17 protein-coding genes and 1 pseudogene are annotated in these 15,087 nt (G+C 56.8%); 14 read left to right on the top strand and 4 right to left on the bottom strand.

Annotated elements, in window-relative coordinates:
* Positions 1-115: 115 nt before the first annotated feature.
* Positions 116-238 carry a hypothetical protein gene (locus L6D89_RS31880; protein ID WP_432212398.1) on the bottom strand — a complete coding sequence of 41 codons (123 nt, stop codon included), beginning with the start codon at positions 236-238 and terminating at the stop codon, positions 116-118.
* A gap of 479 nt (positions 239-717) precedes the next feature.
* Positions 718-1,344 (bottom strand): annotated as a pseudogene (locus tag L6D89_RS31885) (cation efflux transmembrane domain-containing protein); the annotation flags it as partial.
* Positions 1,345-1,445: 101 nt separating this feature from the next.
* Between L6D89_RS31885 and istA the strand changes: the two are divergent.
* The 9 genes from istA to L6D89_RS31930 all read left to right on the top strand — a co-directional run bounded on the left by istA (position 1,446) and on the right by L6D89_RS31930 (position 9,373).
* Entirely contained in the window at positions 1,446-2,945 is a 1,500-nt protein-coding gene (istA, locus tag L6D89_RS31890; protein WP_116826081.1) for an IS21 family transposase, read from the top strand.
* Positions 2,938-3,741, top strand: coding sequence for an IS21-like element ISPst3 family helper ATPase IstB (gene istB, locus L6D89_RS31895; protein WP_011911830.1), 804 nt, complete (start codon positions 2,938-2,940; stop codon positions 3,739-3,741). Before istA ends, istB begins: the two co-directional genes overlap by 8 nt.
* A gap of 520 nt (positions 3,742-4,261) precedes the next feature.
* The gene (msrB, locus tag L6D89_RS31900) at positions 4,262-4,705 is read left to right on the top strand and encodes a peptide-methionine (R)-S-oxide reductase MsrB (protein WP_003464965.1); all 444 of its coding nucleotides are present in this window, start codon (positions 4,262-4,264) and stop codon (positions 4,703-4,705) included.
* 1 nt (position 4,706) lies between these two features.
* Positions 4,707-5,246, top strand: a complete 540-nt coding sequence (gene msrA / locus L6D89_RS31905) for a peptide-methionine (S)-S-oxide reductase MsrA (protein ID WP_003464967.1) — start codon at positions 4,707-4,709, stop codon at positions 5,244-5,246.
* Between the two features lie 140 nt (positions 5,247-5,386).
* Entirely contained in the window at positions 5,387-6,091 is a 705-nt protein-coding gene (locus L6D89_RS31910; RefSeq protein ID WP_003464969.1) for a glutathione S-transferase N-terminal domain-containing protein, read from the top strand.
* Positions 6,088-7,056 carry a magnesium and cobalt transport protein CorA gene (locus L6D89_RS31915; RefSeq protein ID WP_011979111.1) on the top strand — a complete coding sequence of 323 codons (969 nt, stop codon included), beginning with the start codon at positions 6,088-6,090 and terminating at the stop codon, positions 7,054-7,056. The genes L6D89_RS31910 and L6D89_RS31915 overlap by 4 nt, the downstream gene beginning before the upstream one ends.
* Positions 7,057-7,503: 447 nt before the next feature.
* Complete coding sequence (locus L6D89_RS31920) at positions 7,504-8,517, top strand: zinc-binding alcohol dehydrogenase family protein (protein ID WP_002118279.1); 1,014 nt, start codon at positions 7,504-7,506, stop codon at positions 8,515-8,517.
* A 72-nt stretch (positions 8,518-8,589) separates the two neighbouring features.
* On the top strand, positions 8,590-9,021 hold the full coding sequence (locus tag L6D89_RS31925) for a GlcG/HbpS family heme-binding protein (protein WP_005006001.1): 432 nt from the start codon (positions 8,590-8,592) through the stop codon (positions 9,019-9,021).
* A 61-nt stretch (positions 9,022-9,082) separates the two neighbouring features.
* Complete coding sequence (locus L6D89_RS31930) at positions 9,083-9,373, top strand: DUF1330 domain-containing protein (RefSeq protein WP_023109439.1); 291 nt, start codon at positions 9,083-9,085, stop codon at positions 9,371-9,373.
* A gap of 325 nt (positions 9,374-9,698) precedes the next feature.
* On the opposite strand, the gene L6D89_RS31935 is transcribed toward L6D89_RS31930, so the two are convergent.
* The gene (locus L6D89_RS31935; RefSeq protein WP_003464979.1) at positions 9,699-10,169 is read right to left on the bottom strand and encodes a TlpA family protein disulfide reductase; all 471 of its coding nucleotides are present in this window, start codon (positions 10,167-10,169) and stop codon (positions 9,699-9,701) included.
* A 422-nt stretch (positions 10,170-10,591) separates the two neighbouring features.
* On the opposite strand from L6D89_RS31935, the gene L6D89_RS31940 reads away from it, so the two are divergent.
* The 5 genes from L6D89_RS31940 to L6D89_RS31960 all read left to right on the top strand — a co-directional run bounded on the left by L6D89_RS31940 (position 10,592) and on the right by L6D89_RS31960 (position 13,489).
* Entirely contained in the window at positions 10,592-11,239 is a 648-nt protein-coding gene (locus tag L6D89_RS31940; RefSeq protein ID WP_002118288.1) for a sulfite oxidase-like oxidoreductase, read from the top strand.
* Positions 11,232-11,978: a ferredoxin reductase gene (locus L6D89_RS31945; protein ID WP_002118292.1), complete on the top strand. Its 747-nt coding sequence runs from the start codon at positions 11,232-11,234 to the stop codon at positions 11,976-11,978. Before L6D89_RS31940 ends, L6D89_RS31945 begins: the two co-directional genes overlap by 8 nt.
* A gap of 453 nt (positions 11,979-12,431) precedes the next feature.
* Positions 12,432-12,704 carry a glutaredoxin 3 gene (gene grxC, locus L6D89_RS31950; RefSeq protein WP_005005995.1) on the top strand — a complete coding sequence of 91 codons (273 nt, stop codon included), beginning with the start codon at positions 12,432-12,434 and terminating at the stop codon, positions 12,702-12,704.
* A 67-nt stretch (positions 12,705-12,771) separates the two neighbouring features.
* Positions 12,772-13,053 (top strand): DUF427 domain-containing protein, encoded by a 282-nt coding sequence (locus tag L6D89_RS31955; protein WP_003464986.1) that lies wholly within the window; start codon positions 12,772-12,774, stop codon positions 13,051-13,053.
* Positions 13,054-13,222: 169 nt separating this feature from the next.
* A complete protein-coding gene (locus L6D89_RS31960) occupies positions 13,223-13,489 on the top strand; it encodes a hypothetical protein (protein ID WP_003464988.1) in 267 nt (88 codons plus the stop codon).
* Positions 13,490-14,349: 860 nt separating this feature from the next.
* Here L6D89_RS31960 and sdhC read toward each other — a convergent pair.
* A complete protein-coding gene (gene sdhC, locus L6D89_RS31965) occupies positions 14,350-14,724 on the bottom strand; it encodes a succinate dehydrogenase, cytochrome b556 subunit (RefSeq protein WP_005005993.1) in 375 nt (124 codons plus the stop codon).
* Positions 14,725-15,087: the final 363 nt, after the last annotated feature.

The raw sequence follows: 15,087 nt of genomic DNA on the forward strand, positions 1-15,087 counted from the left end.
CCAAGCTTGTACACTGGAATAACGACTTAACACTTGCTTGTGCAATGGGGTGGTGGTCATGGGCGCCCCCTGAGCGTCAACGGATTCAGCCTAGCTCAAAAGCATTCCACCTAACTTAATACAGCGCATAATTGCTGCTGAATGCCAGCACGCCGTGCGCCTGCACCAGGTCGCGGATCTTGAAGAAAGGCTCGCCCATTCCAATGCCCAGCGCCTTGGCCTCGTTGCTGCGGCTCACCACACAGCCGTCGTTGTATCTGAATGACTCTAACAGTTAGTAGATTGTAACATACTGTTTTATAAGCATTTTACAAGACTAACAATTTTTCAATTTTTCGAGGCCTCTTGAAACCCTTCACGACCACTGTTCGAACGCCAACGCAACCATCGTCATCCCAGCAGGTCATGCGTACAGTCGCCCGCAAGCTGGCAAGGCCGATCTGATTGAGGTGGCAGAAAAGAGCGTTTGCTCACGGTAAGTGGGCACCATCGTGCCGACGTACAGAAATCAACCGGACGCATACATCTAGCTAGGCGAACGGGGCATCACGCCCTGCCGGGGAGCCCAGCTGTGCAGCAACAGCTCGATCAAGGCGCTGGCTTTCAGGGTTGGCAAGCGCGTGAGCACGTCCTTTAGGTAGATCGAAAAAAGAAAGATTAATTTCCTCCCGGTTAAACCTCCACGTTGCTTAATGGGCGGAGGTTTGAGCACGATCATCAAGCCTTCATGGCAAGAATTCGCCGACCACCGTTGAGGACAAGCAGCCCGACAGCAAAACCAATGGCAAGGTCGGGATAAGGCGAACCCGTAAGCATAACCAGTAAGCCAGCAACAATAACCCCTAGGTTGGCCAATACATCGTTTGCTGAGAATATCCAGCTTGCTCGCATGTGAGCGCCACCATTCCGGTGTTTTGATATCAAGAGCAAACAGCCAACATTGGCCACAAGGGCGACCAGGCCAACCCCCATCATCAACAATGACTCAGGTTCGCTGCCGAAAATAAATCTGCGCACAACTTCCAATAAAACGCCTAACGCGAGCGCTATTTGTAGAAAGCCCGACAGATGTGCGGCCTTAAGCTGTAGACCCTTGCTCCGTCCAGCGGCATAGAAGGCAAGGCCATAAACAGCGGCATCGGCGAACATATCCAGTGAATCCGCAATCAACCCTGTGGACTCAGCAATAACCCCAAGAACCAACTCGGCTACAAACATAAGAGCGTTGATACCCAACAAAGCTTTAAGCACTCTGGACTCGTCTAGAGCCTCCTGGGCGTCAGCTTTCCCTCTCTCCGCGACCTCGCTTGGTGCGCAAGCCCGCGTACCTTGTTGCTGCTGACCGAAAACTGACCCAGTAGAGGCTGTTCTGCCGACTGAAAACTGACCCAGGTGTTCAACTGCTTCTGCTCAATTTTTGAGCAGGAGAACACAGGGTGATCAGTATGGAAATGATGGGCAAAATTCGCCGGATGTATTTCCGCGACAAGCTGTCGCTGCATGAGATAGCCAAGCGCACCGGGTTGGCGCGCAACACGATTCGCAAGTGGGTCAGAGCACCTGAGGCCAAGCCGCCGGTCTACCAACGCCGCGCGATCTTCAACAAACTCAGCCCTTTTCACGCCACGCTGGAGCAGGCGCTAAAAGCCGATTCGCTGCGGCCCAAGCAACAGCGGCGCAGTGCCAAGGCGCTGTTGGCGCAAATCAAAGCCGAAGGTTATGACGGTGGCTACAGCCAGCTCACCGCGTTTATCCGTGCCTGGCGAGGGGGACAGGGCAAGGCGTCGCAGGCCTTTGTGCCGCTGACCTTTGCTCTTGGCGAGGCGTTTCAGTTTGACTGGAGCGAGGAAGGCTTGCTGGTCGGCGGCATTTACCGGCGTATGCAGGTGGCACATCTGAAGCTGTGTGCCAGCCGTGCGTTCTGGCTTGTGGCGTATCCGAGCCAGGGCCATGAGATGTTATTTGACGCCCATACACGCTCGTTCGGCTCCTTGGGCGGCGTGCCGCGCCGGGGCATCTACGACAACATGAAGACCGCCGTCGACAAGGTCAATAAGGGCAAAGGCCGGGCGGTGAATGCGCGCTTTGCGGTGATGTGCGCGCATTACCTGTTCGATCCGGACTTCTGCAACGTCGCCGCTGGTTGGGAAAAGGGCATCGTTGAAAAGAACGTGCAAGACAGCCGCAGGCGTATCTGGCTAGACGCCCAGGACTGCCAGTTTCACTCCTTCGAGGAACTCAATGCCTGGCTGGGCCAGCGCTGCCGCGCGCTTTGGAACGAGCTGACGCACCCTCAATACAGCGGGCTCAGTGTGGCCGAGGTACTGGAGTTGGAGCGCGCCGAACTGATGCCTATGCCCGCGGCCTTCGACGGTTACGTCGAGCGGCCTGCGCGGGTCTCCAGCACCTGCCTGGTCAGTGTCGGGCGCAACCGTTACTCGGTGCCGTGTGAGTACGCGGGTAAGTGGGTCAGCAGCCGTTTGTATCCGACCCGCATCGAGGTGGTGGCCGATGATGCGCTGATTGCCAGCCATGCGCGCTTGCTGGATCGCGAACAGGTCAGCTACGACTGGCAGCACTACATCCCGCTGATTGAGCGCAAGCCCGGCGCGCTGCGCAACGGAGCGCCCTTTACTGATCTGCCAGCGCCGCTGCGTCAGCTTAAGCACGGTCTGGGGCGTCATGCCGGCGGTGACCGGATCATGGCGCAAGTCCTGGCTGCCGTACCGGTCGCCGGACTCGATGCCGTGCTGGTAGCCGTTGAGCTGGTACTGGAGAGCGGCAGCCTGAGCGCCGAACACATCCTCAATGTCGTGGCACGGCTGACAGCATCCGAACCGCCGCCCAGCGTCGAAACCCACTTGTCGCTCAAGGAAGCCCCCGTCGCCAACACGGCGCGCTACGACCGCCTGCGTGGCCAGACCAAGGAGATCGGTCATGCGTGATTTGATGGCGGAACTCAAGGAACTGCGCCTGCACGGCATGGCCACGGCCTGGGCGGAGTTAACTGCACAGGGTGAGTCGAACACAGCCTCATCCAAGTGGCTGCTCGAACACCTGCTGGAACAAGAGCACACAGATCGCGCCATGCGCTCGGTGAGCCACCAGATGAACATGGCCAAGCTGCCGATGCACCGCGATCTGGCCAGCTTCGATTTCAACGCCTCTAGCGCCGACGCACGCCTGATCAGCGAGCTGGCCAGCCTGGCCTTTACCGACACCGCGCAGAACGTGGTGCTGATCGGTGGGCCAGGCACCGGTAAAACCCACCTAGCCACCGCGCTGGCCGTGTCCGGCATCACCCGGCACGGTAAGCGCGTGCGCTTCTACTCCACGGTCGATCTGGTCAATCTGCTGGAGCGCGAAAAACACGACGGCAAAGCCGGGCGGATCGCCCAGGCACTGCTGCGCATGGATCTGGTCATCCTCGACGAACTGGGTTATCTGCCGTTCAGCCAGGCTGGCGGTGCGTTGCTGTTTCACCTGCTGTCCAAGCTGTACGAACACACCAGCGTGGTGATCACCACCAACCTGAGCTTCGCCGAATGGTCGAGCGTGTTCGGCGACGCCAAGATGACCACCGCCCTGCTGGATCGGCTGACCCACCACTGCCACATCGTCGAAACCGGTAACGAGTCCTATCGCCTGCAACACAGTAGCTTGGCGGCCCAGGCCAAGATCAAATCACGGGAGCGAAAGCGTAAGGGCGGCCAGGAACCGGAGGACGATGAGCCGTTCTGATTTCATGGCGACGACGGCCTGCTACATGGCTGCGTGTGGCAGGTCTTAAACAACTGAACTGGGCTAGCGAAGGAGTGGGGGCAACAGCAGCTGCGCTGGTAGACTTATCCACAGTTGCTGGTAACAAAATCAGCAATCCGCCCTGGGTCAAATTTCAATCGGCAGGGTGGGTCAATTTTCCATCAGCGCCAACACACTAAGCAACCATCAGAAAATTTTGACTGTACGCCAAAAAATTCGCATCTACCAGCATCTAAACAGGCGTTGTTGATTATCATAAAACACTGACACTGTATTATATAATCGTGCTTTTGTGTTATTTTTTTAATATTTACTGATTACGTACTTGCTTAACCACTCAGTTGCGCTAGAATTAATAGACGCGAAATTTAAATCTCTAATTTTCCAACACTTAGTAAAACCTCGTTTGCCATCCCACTACCATTGTAGGAGCAAATCAGGAGACATAAAAAATTAGCGGTAGCGTGCCTGGCCCTCTAGATAAGTATTGGAGACTGTAATGAAGTTTGAAAAGTCACAGACAGCAATCGACCACCTGACTCCCGAGCAACACCGAATTACCCAGGAGGCGGGCACCGAAAGGCCCTTCACGGGCGAGTACAACGACAACAAGGAGCCTGGCATCTACGTCGACATAGTGTCGGGAGAGCCACTGTTCGCTTCGACGGACAAGTTCGATTCGGGTACTGGCTGGCCCAGCTTCACCAAGCCGATCGTTTCGGCAAACGTGAACGAGGTGCGGGACAGCGCACACGGCATGGTCCGGACGGAGGTCAGGTCAGTACACGCAGACAGTCATCTCGGCCATGTGTTCCCCGATGGTCCTTCCGACCGCGGCGGTCTGCGGTACTGCATCAACTCAGCGTCCCTTCGCTTCATCCCGCGCGACGAGATGGAGTCCGAGGGATACGGTGAATATCTCGATCAAGTAGAGGAGGCTTAACATGCATCAGCGCGCTGTTCTCGCAGGAGGATGTTTCTGGGGCATGCAGGATCTGATCCGCAAGCGGCCCGGCATCATCTCGACCCGTGTGGGTTACACGGGCGGCGATATTCCGAACGCCACGTATCGTAATCACGGCACGCATGCCGAGGGGATCGAGATTGTCTTCGACCCGACAGTGACGAGCTACCGGAACATCCTGGAATTCTTCTTCCAGATCCACGATCCGACGACGCTGAACCGCCAGGGCAATGATCGTGGGCTCTCCTACCGGTCGGGCATCTATTATGTCGACGAGGAGCAGAAGCGCGTCGCCGAGGATACGATCGCCGATGTGGATGCCTCGGGGCTGTGGGATGGCAAAGTGGTGACCGAGGTCCAGCCGGTCGGCGAGTTCTGGGAGGCCGAGCCCGATCACCAGGATTATCTGGAGAAGCGCCCGGGCGGCTACACCTGCCACTTCGTCCGTCCCGGCTGGGTGCTTCCGAAGCGCCAAAAGGTTGACGACGTACAGCCAGCGGCCGGGACCGCGGCGGAATAGGCTTCACTGCCGTTGCCACTGCGCCGGTCCGGTCCGCAATCTTCGTGACCGCGTCGTTCAGCGACGCGGTCATCGAACCCTACTTCAGAGTGACGGCTCGTTCCAGTCAGTCGCCATCGCAACACCAGGATCGCAGATTTATGCCAGACCTCTCGTCCTTTCCGATCACGCAGCGCTGGCCGGCATCTCATCCCGATCGCCTGCAACTCTACGCAGCCCCTACGCCCAATGGCGTCAAGGTCTCGATCATGCTTGAGGAGACTGGCCTGGCGTACGAGCCCCACCTGATCGACATCTCGAACAACGAGTCGAAGGATCCGGCGTTCGTGTCGCTGAACCCGAACGGACGCATACCGGCGATCATCGATCCGGCTGGCCCTGACGGTAGACCCATCGCCTTATGGGAATCCGGTGCGATCCTCCTCTATCTGGCCGACAAGACGGGTCAGTTCATCTCCACCGAACCAGGCCAGCGTTACGAGACCCTAGCGTGGGTGTTCTTTCAGATGTCGGCCATCGGGCCGATGTTCGGTCAGCTCGGCTTCTTCCTGCGATTTGGCGGCAAGGACTATGAGGACAAGCGGCCGCAACAGCGCTTTATCGACGAATCCACGCGTCTGCTGGGGATTCTGGATCGCCGGCTGGAAGGCCGCGACTGGATCGTCGACGACTATTCGATCGCGGACATCGCGACGCTCGGCTGGGTGAATGCGCTGGTGGAATTCTACGCTGCGGGTGACATCCTTGGCCTCAGCAGCTTTTCGAACGTCCGCGCATGGCTTGGACGCGGGCTGGCTCGACCGGCCGTCCAGCGTGGCCTCCACATTCCCGCGAGGCCAGCATGAGCATCATCGCCGCCTATTATTACAACGAAGGCAAGCGAGTTCGCGAAATCGCGCTCGATGAGCACGTCAAGTTGGGCGAGAGTCGCTCGGGCTTCTGCTGGATCGCGCTTAGCGAACCCACCCCCGAGGAACTACTCGCGATCCAAAGGACATATAATCTTCATCCGTTGGCGATCGACAACGCGATGCACCCGCTGTGCCCGCCCAAGCTCGAGGTCTACAACGATGAGTTGTACGTCGTCGCGCAGACCGCCGAGCTGGTCGGCGACCGGATCAGCTACGGCAAGATGGCGATCTTCACCGGTCACAATCACCTTATCACCGTGCGGCACGGCAATGCCGGAGCGCTGGGCAAACTTCGGGAGCAACTCGAGGCATCGCCGACGCAGTTCGGCAAGGGTGTCGACTATGTGCTGCACGCGATCTTGCATCGCGTGGTCGACCAGTATCTGCCCATCTTCGAAATGATCGAGGACGACGTCCTGGCGATGGAGCGACGGTCGCTGCACGATTTCCTCGGGCCAGAAGAGGTGGCGCGAATCTTCGAACTAAGGTCCGAACTCACGCGGTTCCAGCGCACGCTCAGGGCTATGGCCGAGCTGGTGCGAAAGCTCGTTCGCGGCCACTTTCCCTGCATCAGCGCCGAAATGACACCATATTTCCACGACGTCGCGGACCATGTCCACCGCGTGCAGTCCATGGTCGACGGCCTCCTGCTTGTCCTGTCCACGGTCTTTGAGGCCAGCAGCCTTCTGGAAGCGCAAAGGATCGGTGTGGTCACCCGCCAGCTCGCGGCCTGGGCGGCAATACTGGCAGTCCCGACGGCGATCGCTGGAATATACGGCATGAACTTTAAGCACATGCCGGAGCTGGACACGGCCTACGGATACTTTGTCGTGCTCGGAGTGATAGCGATATCGTGCGTTTTCCTATTTGTGCGCTTCAAGAAGGCTAAGTGGCTGTGAATACTGCCCATCGTTTTCTTCGCCGTCATCTGACGGTTACAGCGGGCCTTATACGGAAGCTTGTCCAATCCAACTCAAGATGAAGGTGCGTCCATGACATAGCAGCTGACCGACGCTCTACAAGCAGTTCAGTCCTTCATCGCCAAGGGCTAAGACCGCGAATAGCGCGTCAAGGACAGCAATCTCGTCGATCTCGAGCCAGGATCAACCATCGGTCCGTGCGGCATCTGCGTCGACGCGGCGTTTCGCCTCGGAAGCGGTGATGATGGCGATAACGCCTCCACCCTCTACGCGATCACCGATCCGGCGACCGAGCATAAGGGCCTGTTGATCGACGTGTTCGATGAAATCTGCTACCGCGACCCAGTTCAAGAGTCGGGACCTCAATGTAGAAGAAGTTGACTAACGAGCATTCGCGTCATCCGATCAAGCAAGCTGGAGACATTTATGAAAGCCATTGGTTACAAGGTTCCGGGACCCATCGCCGCGGATGCCGCGCTGGTCGACATCAATCTGCCTCGGCCTGTCGCTGCAGGATACGATATCCTGGTTGAGGTGAAGGCCGTCTCGGTCAACCCGGTCGACTACAAGGTCCGCAACAGCACGCCGCCGGCAGATGGCGATTGGAAGGTGCTGGGATGGGATGCCGCCGGGATTGTGCGCGAGGTCGGCCCCGACGTCACGCAGTTCGAGTTAGGCGACGAGGTCTATTATGCCGGATCGATCACACGGCCCGGTACCAATGCGGAGTTCCATCTCGTCGACGCCCGGATTGTCGGTCACAAACCTGCGTCGCTCTCCTGGGCGGAAGCGGCGGCGCTGCCGCTGACGACGTTGACGGCCTGGGAGGCGATGTTCGACCGCCTGGACGTGGCGAAGCCCGTACCCGGTGCGGCGGAGGCGATCCTCATCATCGGTGGCGCGGGCGGGGTTGGGTCGATCGCCGTCCAGATCGCGCGACAGCGCACGGACCTCACCGTCATCGCCACAGCCTCTCGACCGGAAACCCAAGAGTGGGTAAGAGGGCTTGGAGCTCACCACGTCATCGACCATTCTCGTCCGCTCGCGCCACAGATCGCCGAACTCGGCATCGGTGCTCCCGCTTTCGTCTTTTCGACCACACATACCGAGCAACATGTCGCCGACATCGCCGAACTGATCGCCCCACAAGGACGGTTCGGACTGATCGACGATCCCAAGGCATTCGATATCATGGTTTTCAAGCGCAAGGCGGTGTCGATCCACCACGAGCTGATGTTCACGCGGTCGATCTACGGCACGCCCGACATGAATGAGCAGGGCGAGATTCTGGATGCGATGGCAGCGCTGGTTGACGACGGCAAAATCCGCACGACGCTGACCCGGCGACTGTCGCCGATCAATGCCGCCAATCTGAAGACGGTGCATGCACTGATCGAAAGTGGCGCGGCTAAAGGCAAGATCGTCCTCGAAGGCTTCTAACGACCGCGATCGCCAAACATCTTGTCCAACCTCAAAAAGCCGAACGGGTTATGCCCCAGCGATGAGAATCCCATGACCAAATCTATTGCCACCGCCTCGATCAACCGCGAAACCGCAGTCGCCCTCATCGACGCGGCGCTCGCTGCGGCCCGTGCCATCGGCATCCCGGCTGCCGTCGCCGTCGTCGACGCCACCGGTAACCTGCGCGCGTTCGAGCGCACCGACGATGCGCCGTTCCTTACCGTCGATGTTGCCATCGACAAGGCCTGGAGTTCCGCCTCGTTTGGGTTCCCGACCCATGTCTGGAACGACTATGTGACCAACGATCCAAAAGTGGCGCCGCTAGCCTATCGCCCTCGGATGGTCGCTGTCGGCGGCGGTTATCCGATTCTGGAGGATGGGAAGTTGATCGGCGGCATAGGCATCTCCGGAGGCAACTATCAGCAGGATCAGGATGCGTGCGTCGAGGCACTCATGAAAATCGGGTTCCAGTTGCCAGCCTGACGACTGTGAGGCCATCACCGGTGGTAATGGCCAACAGATCCAACCTTTGAGAGGCCTAATGATGGAAGCGTTCGTCGTCTTTACGCGGGAAGAAACCAGCGACCCACATGCACTCGCAACCTATTCTGCAGGCGTCGGACCATCGTTCGATGGTCACGACGTTACCTTTCTCGCCGCTTATGGCGCGATCCAGCATTTGGAGGGGCCGCCCATCGAAGGGGCCGTAATCTTGCGTTTCCCGACGATGCAGGCCGCTCGCGACTGGTATGACAGTCCCGCCTACCAAACCATCGCTGCTCATCGCTTTGCCGGTTCCCGTTACCGCGCCTTTATCATTGAAGGGCGGCGGTGACATACCGACAGAAGCACTTCGGCGCTGACCACGAGGTATCGGCGTGTGAACTCGCATCTTGGGAATCTGTGGGGGGGACCAAGACAGCGGCGCTAGGGGCTCATATCGTCGATCGGATCAGAGAGTTGCTCGGCGAGAATGGGTTATCTATTGCCGAGCTGACGGAGCGGAGCCGCCCTCTCCCAACGGATTGATTCAATCGTTGACGCTCCTCCTATCCGGATCCGGGTTTTCGCACGCTGATCAACAGAGTTACAGCGCGCAACGCCTGTAGTGGGCATCAGGGGATGGGTGGCAATCAGGATGATTGCCCACCTTCCAACGATTAACCTTGCTCAAGTTGCTTCACTAGTCGCTCCGCGTCGAGATGGAAGTCCGAGAAAACAATGCTACCGCCAGCGTCGATAACCGTAAACCACGGAGTTCCTCGTGTGCGGTAGTCTTCCATGAAGGTTGGAAACGGCGAGCCGGTCGGTTGCTCGTCGTGACCGAAAACGATAGGAAGCTCATACTTGAGCTGGTTCACGCGCAACTTCTCGAAGGTATTCTCATGCGTTCCTTCGAAGACGGTCTGGATCACTGCGAACCCCACGTCTTTTGAGCTCAACGCTGCATGCAACTTTTGTAGCGTCGGAAACCCATGCAAATGGCAACCTTGGCACCAATGCTGGAAGGCAAACAAGATTTTCGGGCCGGGCCCGATATCTGACAGTTTGAACGGCGCGATACTTTCCCCATCTTTGCCAATCCATTTTTGCACCCGCAGCTCAGGCGCTTGTCGTTCGATCTCGTTCATCTGATCCTCCAACCCCGATACAGAAGCTTAGTGGATGATCGCGCGTCGCGACGGTGCGCGAACGTCCGACCTTATTTTCCCTATTTCCTGAAGCCAGAATAGATCAGATCGACATTTCGTCCTTAATATACTCAAGCTGCCGGCGAGCGCGAACTGGGCAACCATGCGCTGGTGAGCCTTGAGCTTTGCACGCTGCCCATCCGTTTGAGAGCGAACCTGCAACTTCCGCTCCGCATACCGCAGATCAGCGTACGCAGCCTTGGGGTTATCTACCCTATAGCCATTGGGTATTGGGAATCATGCTGGCCTGACGCTATGTTCGATACGCGATTTTTTACGATGATAGAGCATCTGTATCTGATTTTTAGTCGATTGGCTTATTCGGCGGATGTGCGGGCAAATGCTTTACGCAGAGTACTGAAATGAAGGCCGGCTTCGGTCTGCCGTATCGAGCAAGAGGGGTCACTATGGTCACCAGAGGTTTCACCGGTCGCGGTTCAGGCGACCAGTCCGATCGGATTCCGCCAGGTCAGCATCTGGTGGAGGATTTCCCTGTTCTGTCGGCCGGCCCTACGCCGAGGGTAGAGCCCTCCGACTGGAAATTCACAGTCAAAATTGGTCCGAAGCCCGTCAAAACGTGGAATTGGGGCGAATTCAACACTCTACCAAAGACCCAGGTGACAAAGGATATTCACTGCGTCACCTCTTGGTCCAAACTGGATACCGTTTGGGAGGGTGTACTCATTGAAGACATCCTTGCAGATGCAGAGCTTGATCGGCCTACCGATTTCGTCTTGGCGCACTGCTACGATAATTATTCGACAAACGTCCCTCTGACGGATCTGCTTTCCGGGAAAGCGATGGTCGCCCTCAGTTATGCGGGCAAGCCACTTTCCCGCGATCATGGGGGGCCGGCGCGTCTTCTAGTGCCGCACCTTTACTTCTGGAAATCCGCCAAATGGGTGAATGCGCTGCAATTCACGACGCGTGACGAGGCCGGCTTTTGGGAGCTGCACGGCTATCACATCTACGGCGATCCGTGGCGCGAACAACGATACACCCATGACTGAAAACGAAGCGCAAGTCCGTTCGTGGCAATCATGCGTGATCGACGACATCATCCAGCAAACACCGAGTATCAAGAGCTTCTTCCTTCGGTTGAGCAAGCCGTTCGCGCACACCGCAGGTCAGCACGTCGATATCCGGCTGACCGCGCCCGACGGCTACAGTGCAATGCGCAGCTACTCGATCGCGTCATCGGCAGTTTCGACCCCGATCGTCGAGATAGCTATCGAGCGCATGCCGGATGCCGAAGTTTCGCCGTTTTTTCACGACATCGCGGCGATTGGTGACGAAATCGAAGTTCGCGGTCCGCTCGGTGGCCATTTCCTTTGGCCTGAGCCTGCCATAGATCCGGTTCTGTTGATCGGGGGAGGCTCCGGCCTCGTGCCGTTGATGGCAATGATCCGGCAGCGCCGCGCATTGGCCCAAGCCGTTCCGACAGCGTTGCTCCTGTCCGCACGAACCGCCGAGGACGTTCTCTTCTCAGAAGAACTTCATTGCATCGAAATCAGCGATCCGGCGTTCGTCCTGGCGCTCGCGATTACGCGCGAGAAACCGGTTCGCGCATCGGACTTTGCGCGACGGATCGACGGCATGATGGTCCAAGAAATTCTAACCAGGCTTCAGGGAAAGCCGACGCAAGTGTTCGTCTGCGGGTCTAACGGATTCGTCAACATCGCAACCGATAGCGCGCTGCTGGCGGGCTTGGACGCCTCCATCATCAAGACGGAGCGCTACGGGGGCTAGCGGCGCGAGCTATCTCACGTCGCGCCGATCGTAGACGTGCGCCCTGGGAAGCTTTGGCGATCAACGTGAACCGTTTTGCCGAACACAGTCTTCGTACCCCCCGGCCTCTAGAACGCCTTCGCTCGCGATACCTGGCTCGACATCAAGCTCAATTTGAAAGTTCCTGCACTATCCGTCGTCCTGATATGCTCGACCAGCATGATGGGCGATTCGAGCGGGACCGCTTCCGTCCCAATCGAGGCTCGGTTACCTTAGAGCATCGGCTCGGCGCTACAGGAGGCGCGTGCGGCCTCTGCCTGGCGGTGAAAGCACTTTGGGCCATGTCGCCTGGATAGCGGCCAATCGTCAGCATCTGCTCCGATGTCGGCCAAGGTGCAGTCGCCATCTTTGAACGCCGCGAATTGGAGATCAACGCCATGACAGCGATCCGCGTGCAACTGCCGGAGATGCAATATGACAACTGATGTATTGCTGTACACCACGAATTGGTGCCCGTTCTGCCGCCGAGCGAAGGCGCTCCTCAAGGAAAAGGGCGTGCGATGGAAGGAGCTCGATATTGAGGCGGATCCGGCTCACCGGCAGGCCATGGCGGAAGCGTCGGGGCGAAGCTCCGTGCCGCAGATCTTCATCAATGGCACCCTTATCGGTGGCTCCGATGAGCTATTCGCGCTCGATGTCAGAGGCGAGCTCGACAAACTTCTCGGGCGCAACCCGCCTGCCACCTGAGGAGGTGCGGCTTGGGGCAGCCAGCCCGCGAGCCTTCGCCGGTTGATGAATACAAAAGGAGAGTCCGTTGGTCTCAGCCATCTGGAAAGACACTACTATCGCCACAAGCGACGAAACAGTCATCGTCGAGGGAAATCACTACTTCCCACCGTCAGGAGTCGACCTGAGCCTGCTTGAGATGAGCCCGCACACATCTGTCTGTCCGATCAAAGGCGCCGCGCGCTTCTTTCATGTTCGCGCGGGTGACGCGCTCAACGTGAACGCCGCTTGGACCTATCCCGCCCCCACTCCGGATGCCGAGGGTATCCGGGATTACATCGCTTTCTGGAAAGGCGTGGACGTTGCCTAGCAGACTGGACGGACGACTTCGCTGATAGCCATGCGGGCGCCGACATCTCAATTATCCTGCCCACCCCGGGCCTCGTCGGCTGCAGGAATCTGCCCGGCACCTTAGCGCGACCCGGCACTGGCGGTCTCGCACCCGCCGCGCCTCTGTTCTATCAATAAGGATGGATGACATGGAGCATTCCGAGTTCGATGCCGCTTTCGCGAAGCTTGCGGAGGGATACAGAGAAGGGACTTATGAAGGCCGGCGTTTCAGCTTGATCGTCCGGCGATCTGGGGACGGACGTCGCAACAGTCTGTTCGCCAGGGAGTTGGACGGGACTGACATTGTCAGCTTCAACCTCTTCCGCGTTACATCAGATAGGACATTGTTGAAGCCGTGCGAAATGTCCGCCGAAAAGGTCGTAGCGTTCGTGCTGGAGTTCCGACCGGACACCTGACGGGCAGAAGAAGATCCCGGCCAACCGGCGCGCCTGCGACGGCCGGCTATCTAAGGCTGCGCAAGCCTATAGCCGCAGCTCATTGCACTTCGTCTGGCGAGGAATTCAACATCGATACGTCGCCATCCGCGGGGATATCGGTACAGGCGCCCGTGTAAGCCAGATTGAGAAATCCTAAGCGATGACTAACACCAATGACGCCACCCTTCCGACACATTCTATTCTTGAGGAATGCACAGCGATGGCTGTCGTCAACGCTCTGAAGATTATTCTGAAGAACAGCTACGCGATCTACCTTAAGACAAAAAATGCCACTCGGGCGCATCCCGCCCCTACTTCAGGGACTTTCACTTGCTTCTCGCTCTGTCACTCACAGCATCGGCACGCCCATGACGCATGGTATCCAGGCCTCATAATTTTCCCATATAACCTTCTTGTCTTTTGCGCACCCAGAAAGACTCGAGGCTTTAACTGGACAGATGAGCCCTCGAGGGTAGTGTTCACCTGATTGGCTTTCTCATATCTGATGTTGATTCGCACAGTGTGCCAACCAGGTGATAGTTTCAAAAAACCTGCGCTTCAGAGCGAATTAGACGATCTTCGATAAGAGCGATCCGCCTCAAAATCCAAAACATCTAACATTGTCCTAGAGCCATATTTGTACCTAGTACTATGGCGCTCCCATTAACACATTTGATGATGCACAGAAAACTTAGCTCATGATAGCTTTCAGCTAACAGCTATTCGGAAGCCCGAAAGGATTCAACCGTTTAAGCGTGAACCGTCGATTATAAATACTTTCGTAAGTTAGCTTTAAAGGACGCTTTTAGTCCTTGTAAATACGCATTACGACTCCACAGCTACCAAATCCATACGGCGCCAGCAACCATTAAAACACCCGACACTACTAAAACAATAGTAGAGGCGCGATTGCTGCCTTTCAAAGTATGACCAACACCCACATCCATAACTAGGTGTCGAATTCCGGCTACGAGATGATAAATAAATGAAGAGTATACCAACCAGAAACTAACTTTGCCGAAAGGTGAAGAAAAAATCTCCTTGACTTCATTAAAACCCTTTTCTGACTCCAACGATTTGCTCAGCATATACAGTATCAGTCCCAGAAAAATAAAGAGCATAATTCCTGAAATCCGGTGCAGAATCGATGTAAGCGCCGTGAGAGGAAGCTGAATGGTTCGAATATCAAGATTAACCGGCCGCTTTTTATTCATTTTGACTCCAGTCAACAATTCTAGTGGGGGATTTCAGTTTTCGATCTCATTCATCATAGCAGCTGTAACTAAGGCTGGCGGCGACAATAATGGAGATATTCGGGGCTTACGTTGCATTTTGAGGTCGCAAGTGCATGTGCGTAAATTGAAGCAAATTGCAAGGTTATGCCCAATAGGTAGCTAGCTTATTAATTTAACAAAAGTGACGTGTGTCGTTCTGCAGGGCATGCTGTTCCCCCAATGTCATCAACTTTGGAAATTATCCATAAATATCATATAATTAGCGCTCAAATCAGTGCATGGGAGAAGCCCTTTTGACTACCTATACCGCATCGCTTGACACCGCCAGCCAAACCCTGGCTT

The sequence above is a fragment of the Pseudomonas pseudonitroreducens genome, assembly GCF_021603645.1.
Classification (GTDB): Bacteria; Pseudomonadota; Gammaproteobacteria; order Pseudomonadales; family Pseudomonadaceae; genus Pseudomonas; species Pseudomonas pseudonitroreducens.

Excerpts from the sequence above, each read along its gene's own strand:
- istA (WP_116826081.1), top strand. The coding sequence starts at position 1,446 with ATGGAAATGATGGGCAAAATTCGCCGGATGTATTTCCGCGACAAGCTG.
- istB (WP_011911830.1), top strand. The coding sequence starts at position 2,938 with ATGCGTGATTTGATGGCGGAACTCAAGGAACTGCGCCTGCACGGCATG.
- msrB (WP_003464965.1), top strand. The coding sequence starts at position 4,262 with ATGAAGTTTGAAAAGTCACAGACAGCAATCGACCACCTGACTCCCGAG.
- msrA (WP_003464967.1), top strand. The coding sequence starts at position 4,707 with ATGCATCAGCGCGCTGTTCTCGCAGGAGGATGTTTCTGGGGCATGCAG.
- L6D89_RS31910 (WP_003464969.1), top strand. The coding sequence starts at position 5,387 with ATGCCAGACCTCTCGTCCTTTCCGATCACGCAGCGCTGGCCGGCATCT.
- L6D89_RS31915 (WP_011979111.1), top strand. The coding sequence starts at position 6,088 with ATGAGCATCATCGCCGCCTATTATTACAACGAAGGCAAGCGAGTTCGC.
- L6D89_RS31920 (WP_002118279.1), top strand. The coding sequence starts at position 7,504 with ATGAAAGCCATTGGTTACAAGGTTCCGGGACCCATCGCCGCGGATGCC.
- L6D89_RS31925 (WP_005006001.1), top strand. The coding sequence starts at position 8,590 with ATGACCAAATCTATTGCCACCGCCTCGATCAACCGCGAAACCGCAGTC.
- L6D89_RS31930 (WP_023109439.1), top strand. The coding sequence starts at position 9,083 with ATGGAAGCGTTCGTCGTCTTTACGCGGGAAGAAACCAGCGACCCACAT.
- L6D89_RS31935 (WP_003464979.1), bottom strand. The coding sequence starts at position 10,169 with ATGAACGAGATCGAACGACAAGCGCCTGAGCTGCGGGTGCAAAAATGG.
- L6D89_RS31940 (WP_002118288.1), top strand. The coding sequence starts at position 10,592 with ATGAAGGCCGGCTTCGGTCTGCCGTATCGAGCAAGAGGGGTCACTATG.
- L6D89_RS31945 (WP_002118292.1), top strand. The coding sequence starts at position 11,232 with ATGACTGAAAACGAAGCGCAAGTCCGTTCGTGGCAATCATGCGTGATC.
- grxC (WP_005005995.1), top strand. The coding sequence starts at position 12,432 with ATGACAACTGATGTATTGCTGTACACCACGAATTGGTGCCCGTTCTGC.
- L6D89_RS31960 (WP_003464988.1), top strand. The coding sequence starts at position 13,223 with ATGGAGCATTCCGAGTTCGATGCCGCTTTCGCGAAGCTTGCGGAGGGA.
- sdhC (WP_005005993.1), bottom strand. The coding sequence starts at position 14,724 with ATGAATAAAAAGCGGCCGGTTAATCTTGATATTCGAACCATTCAGCTT.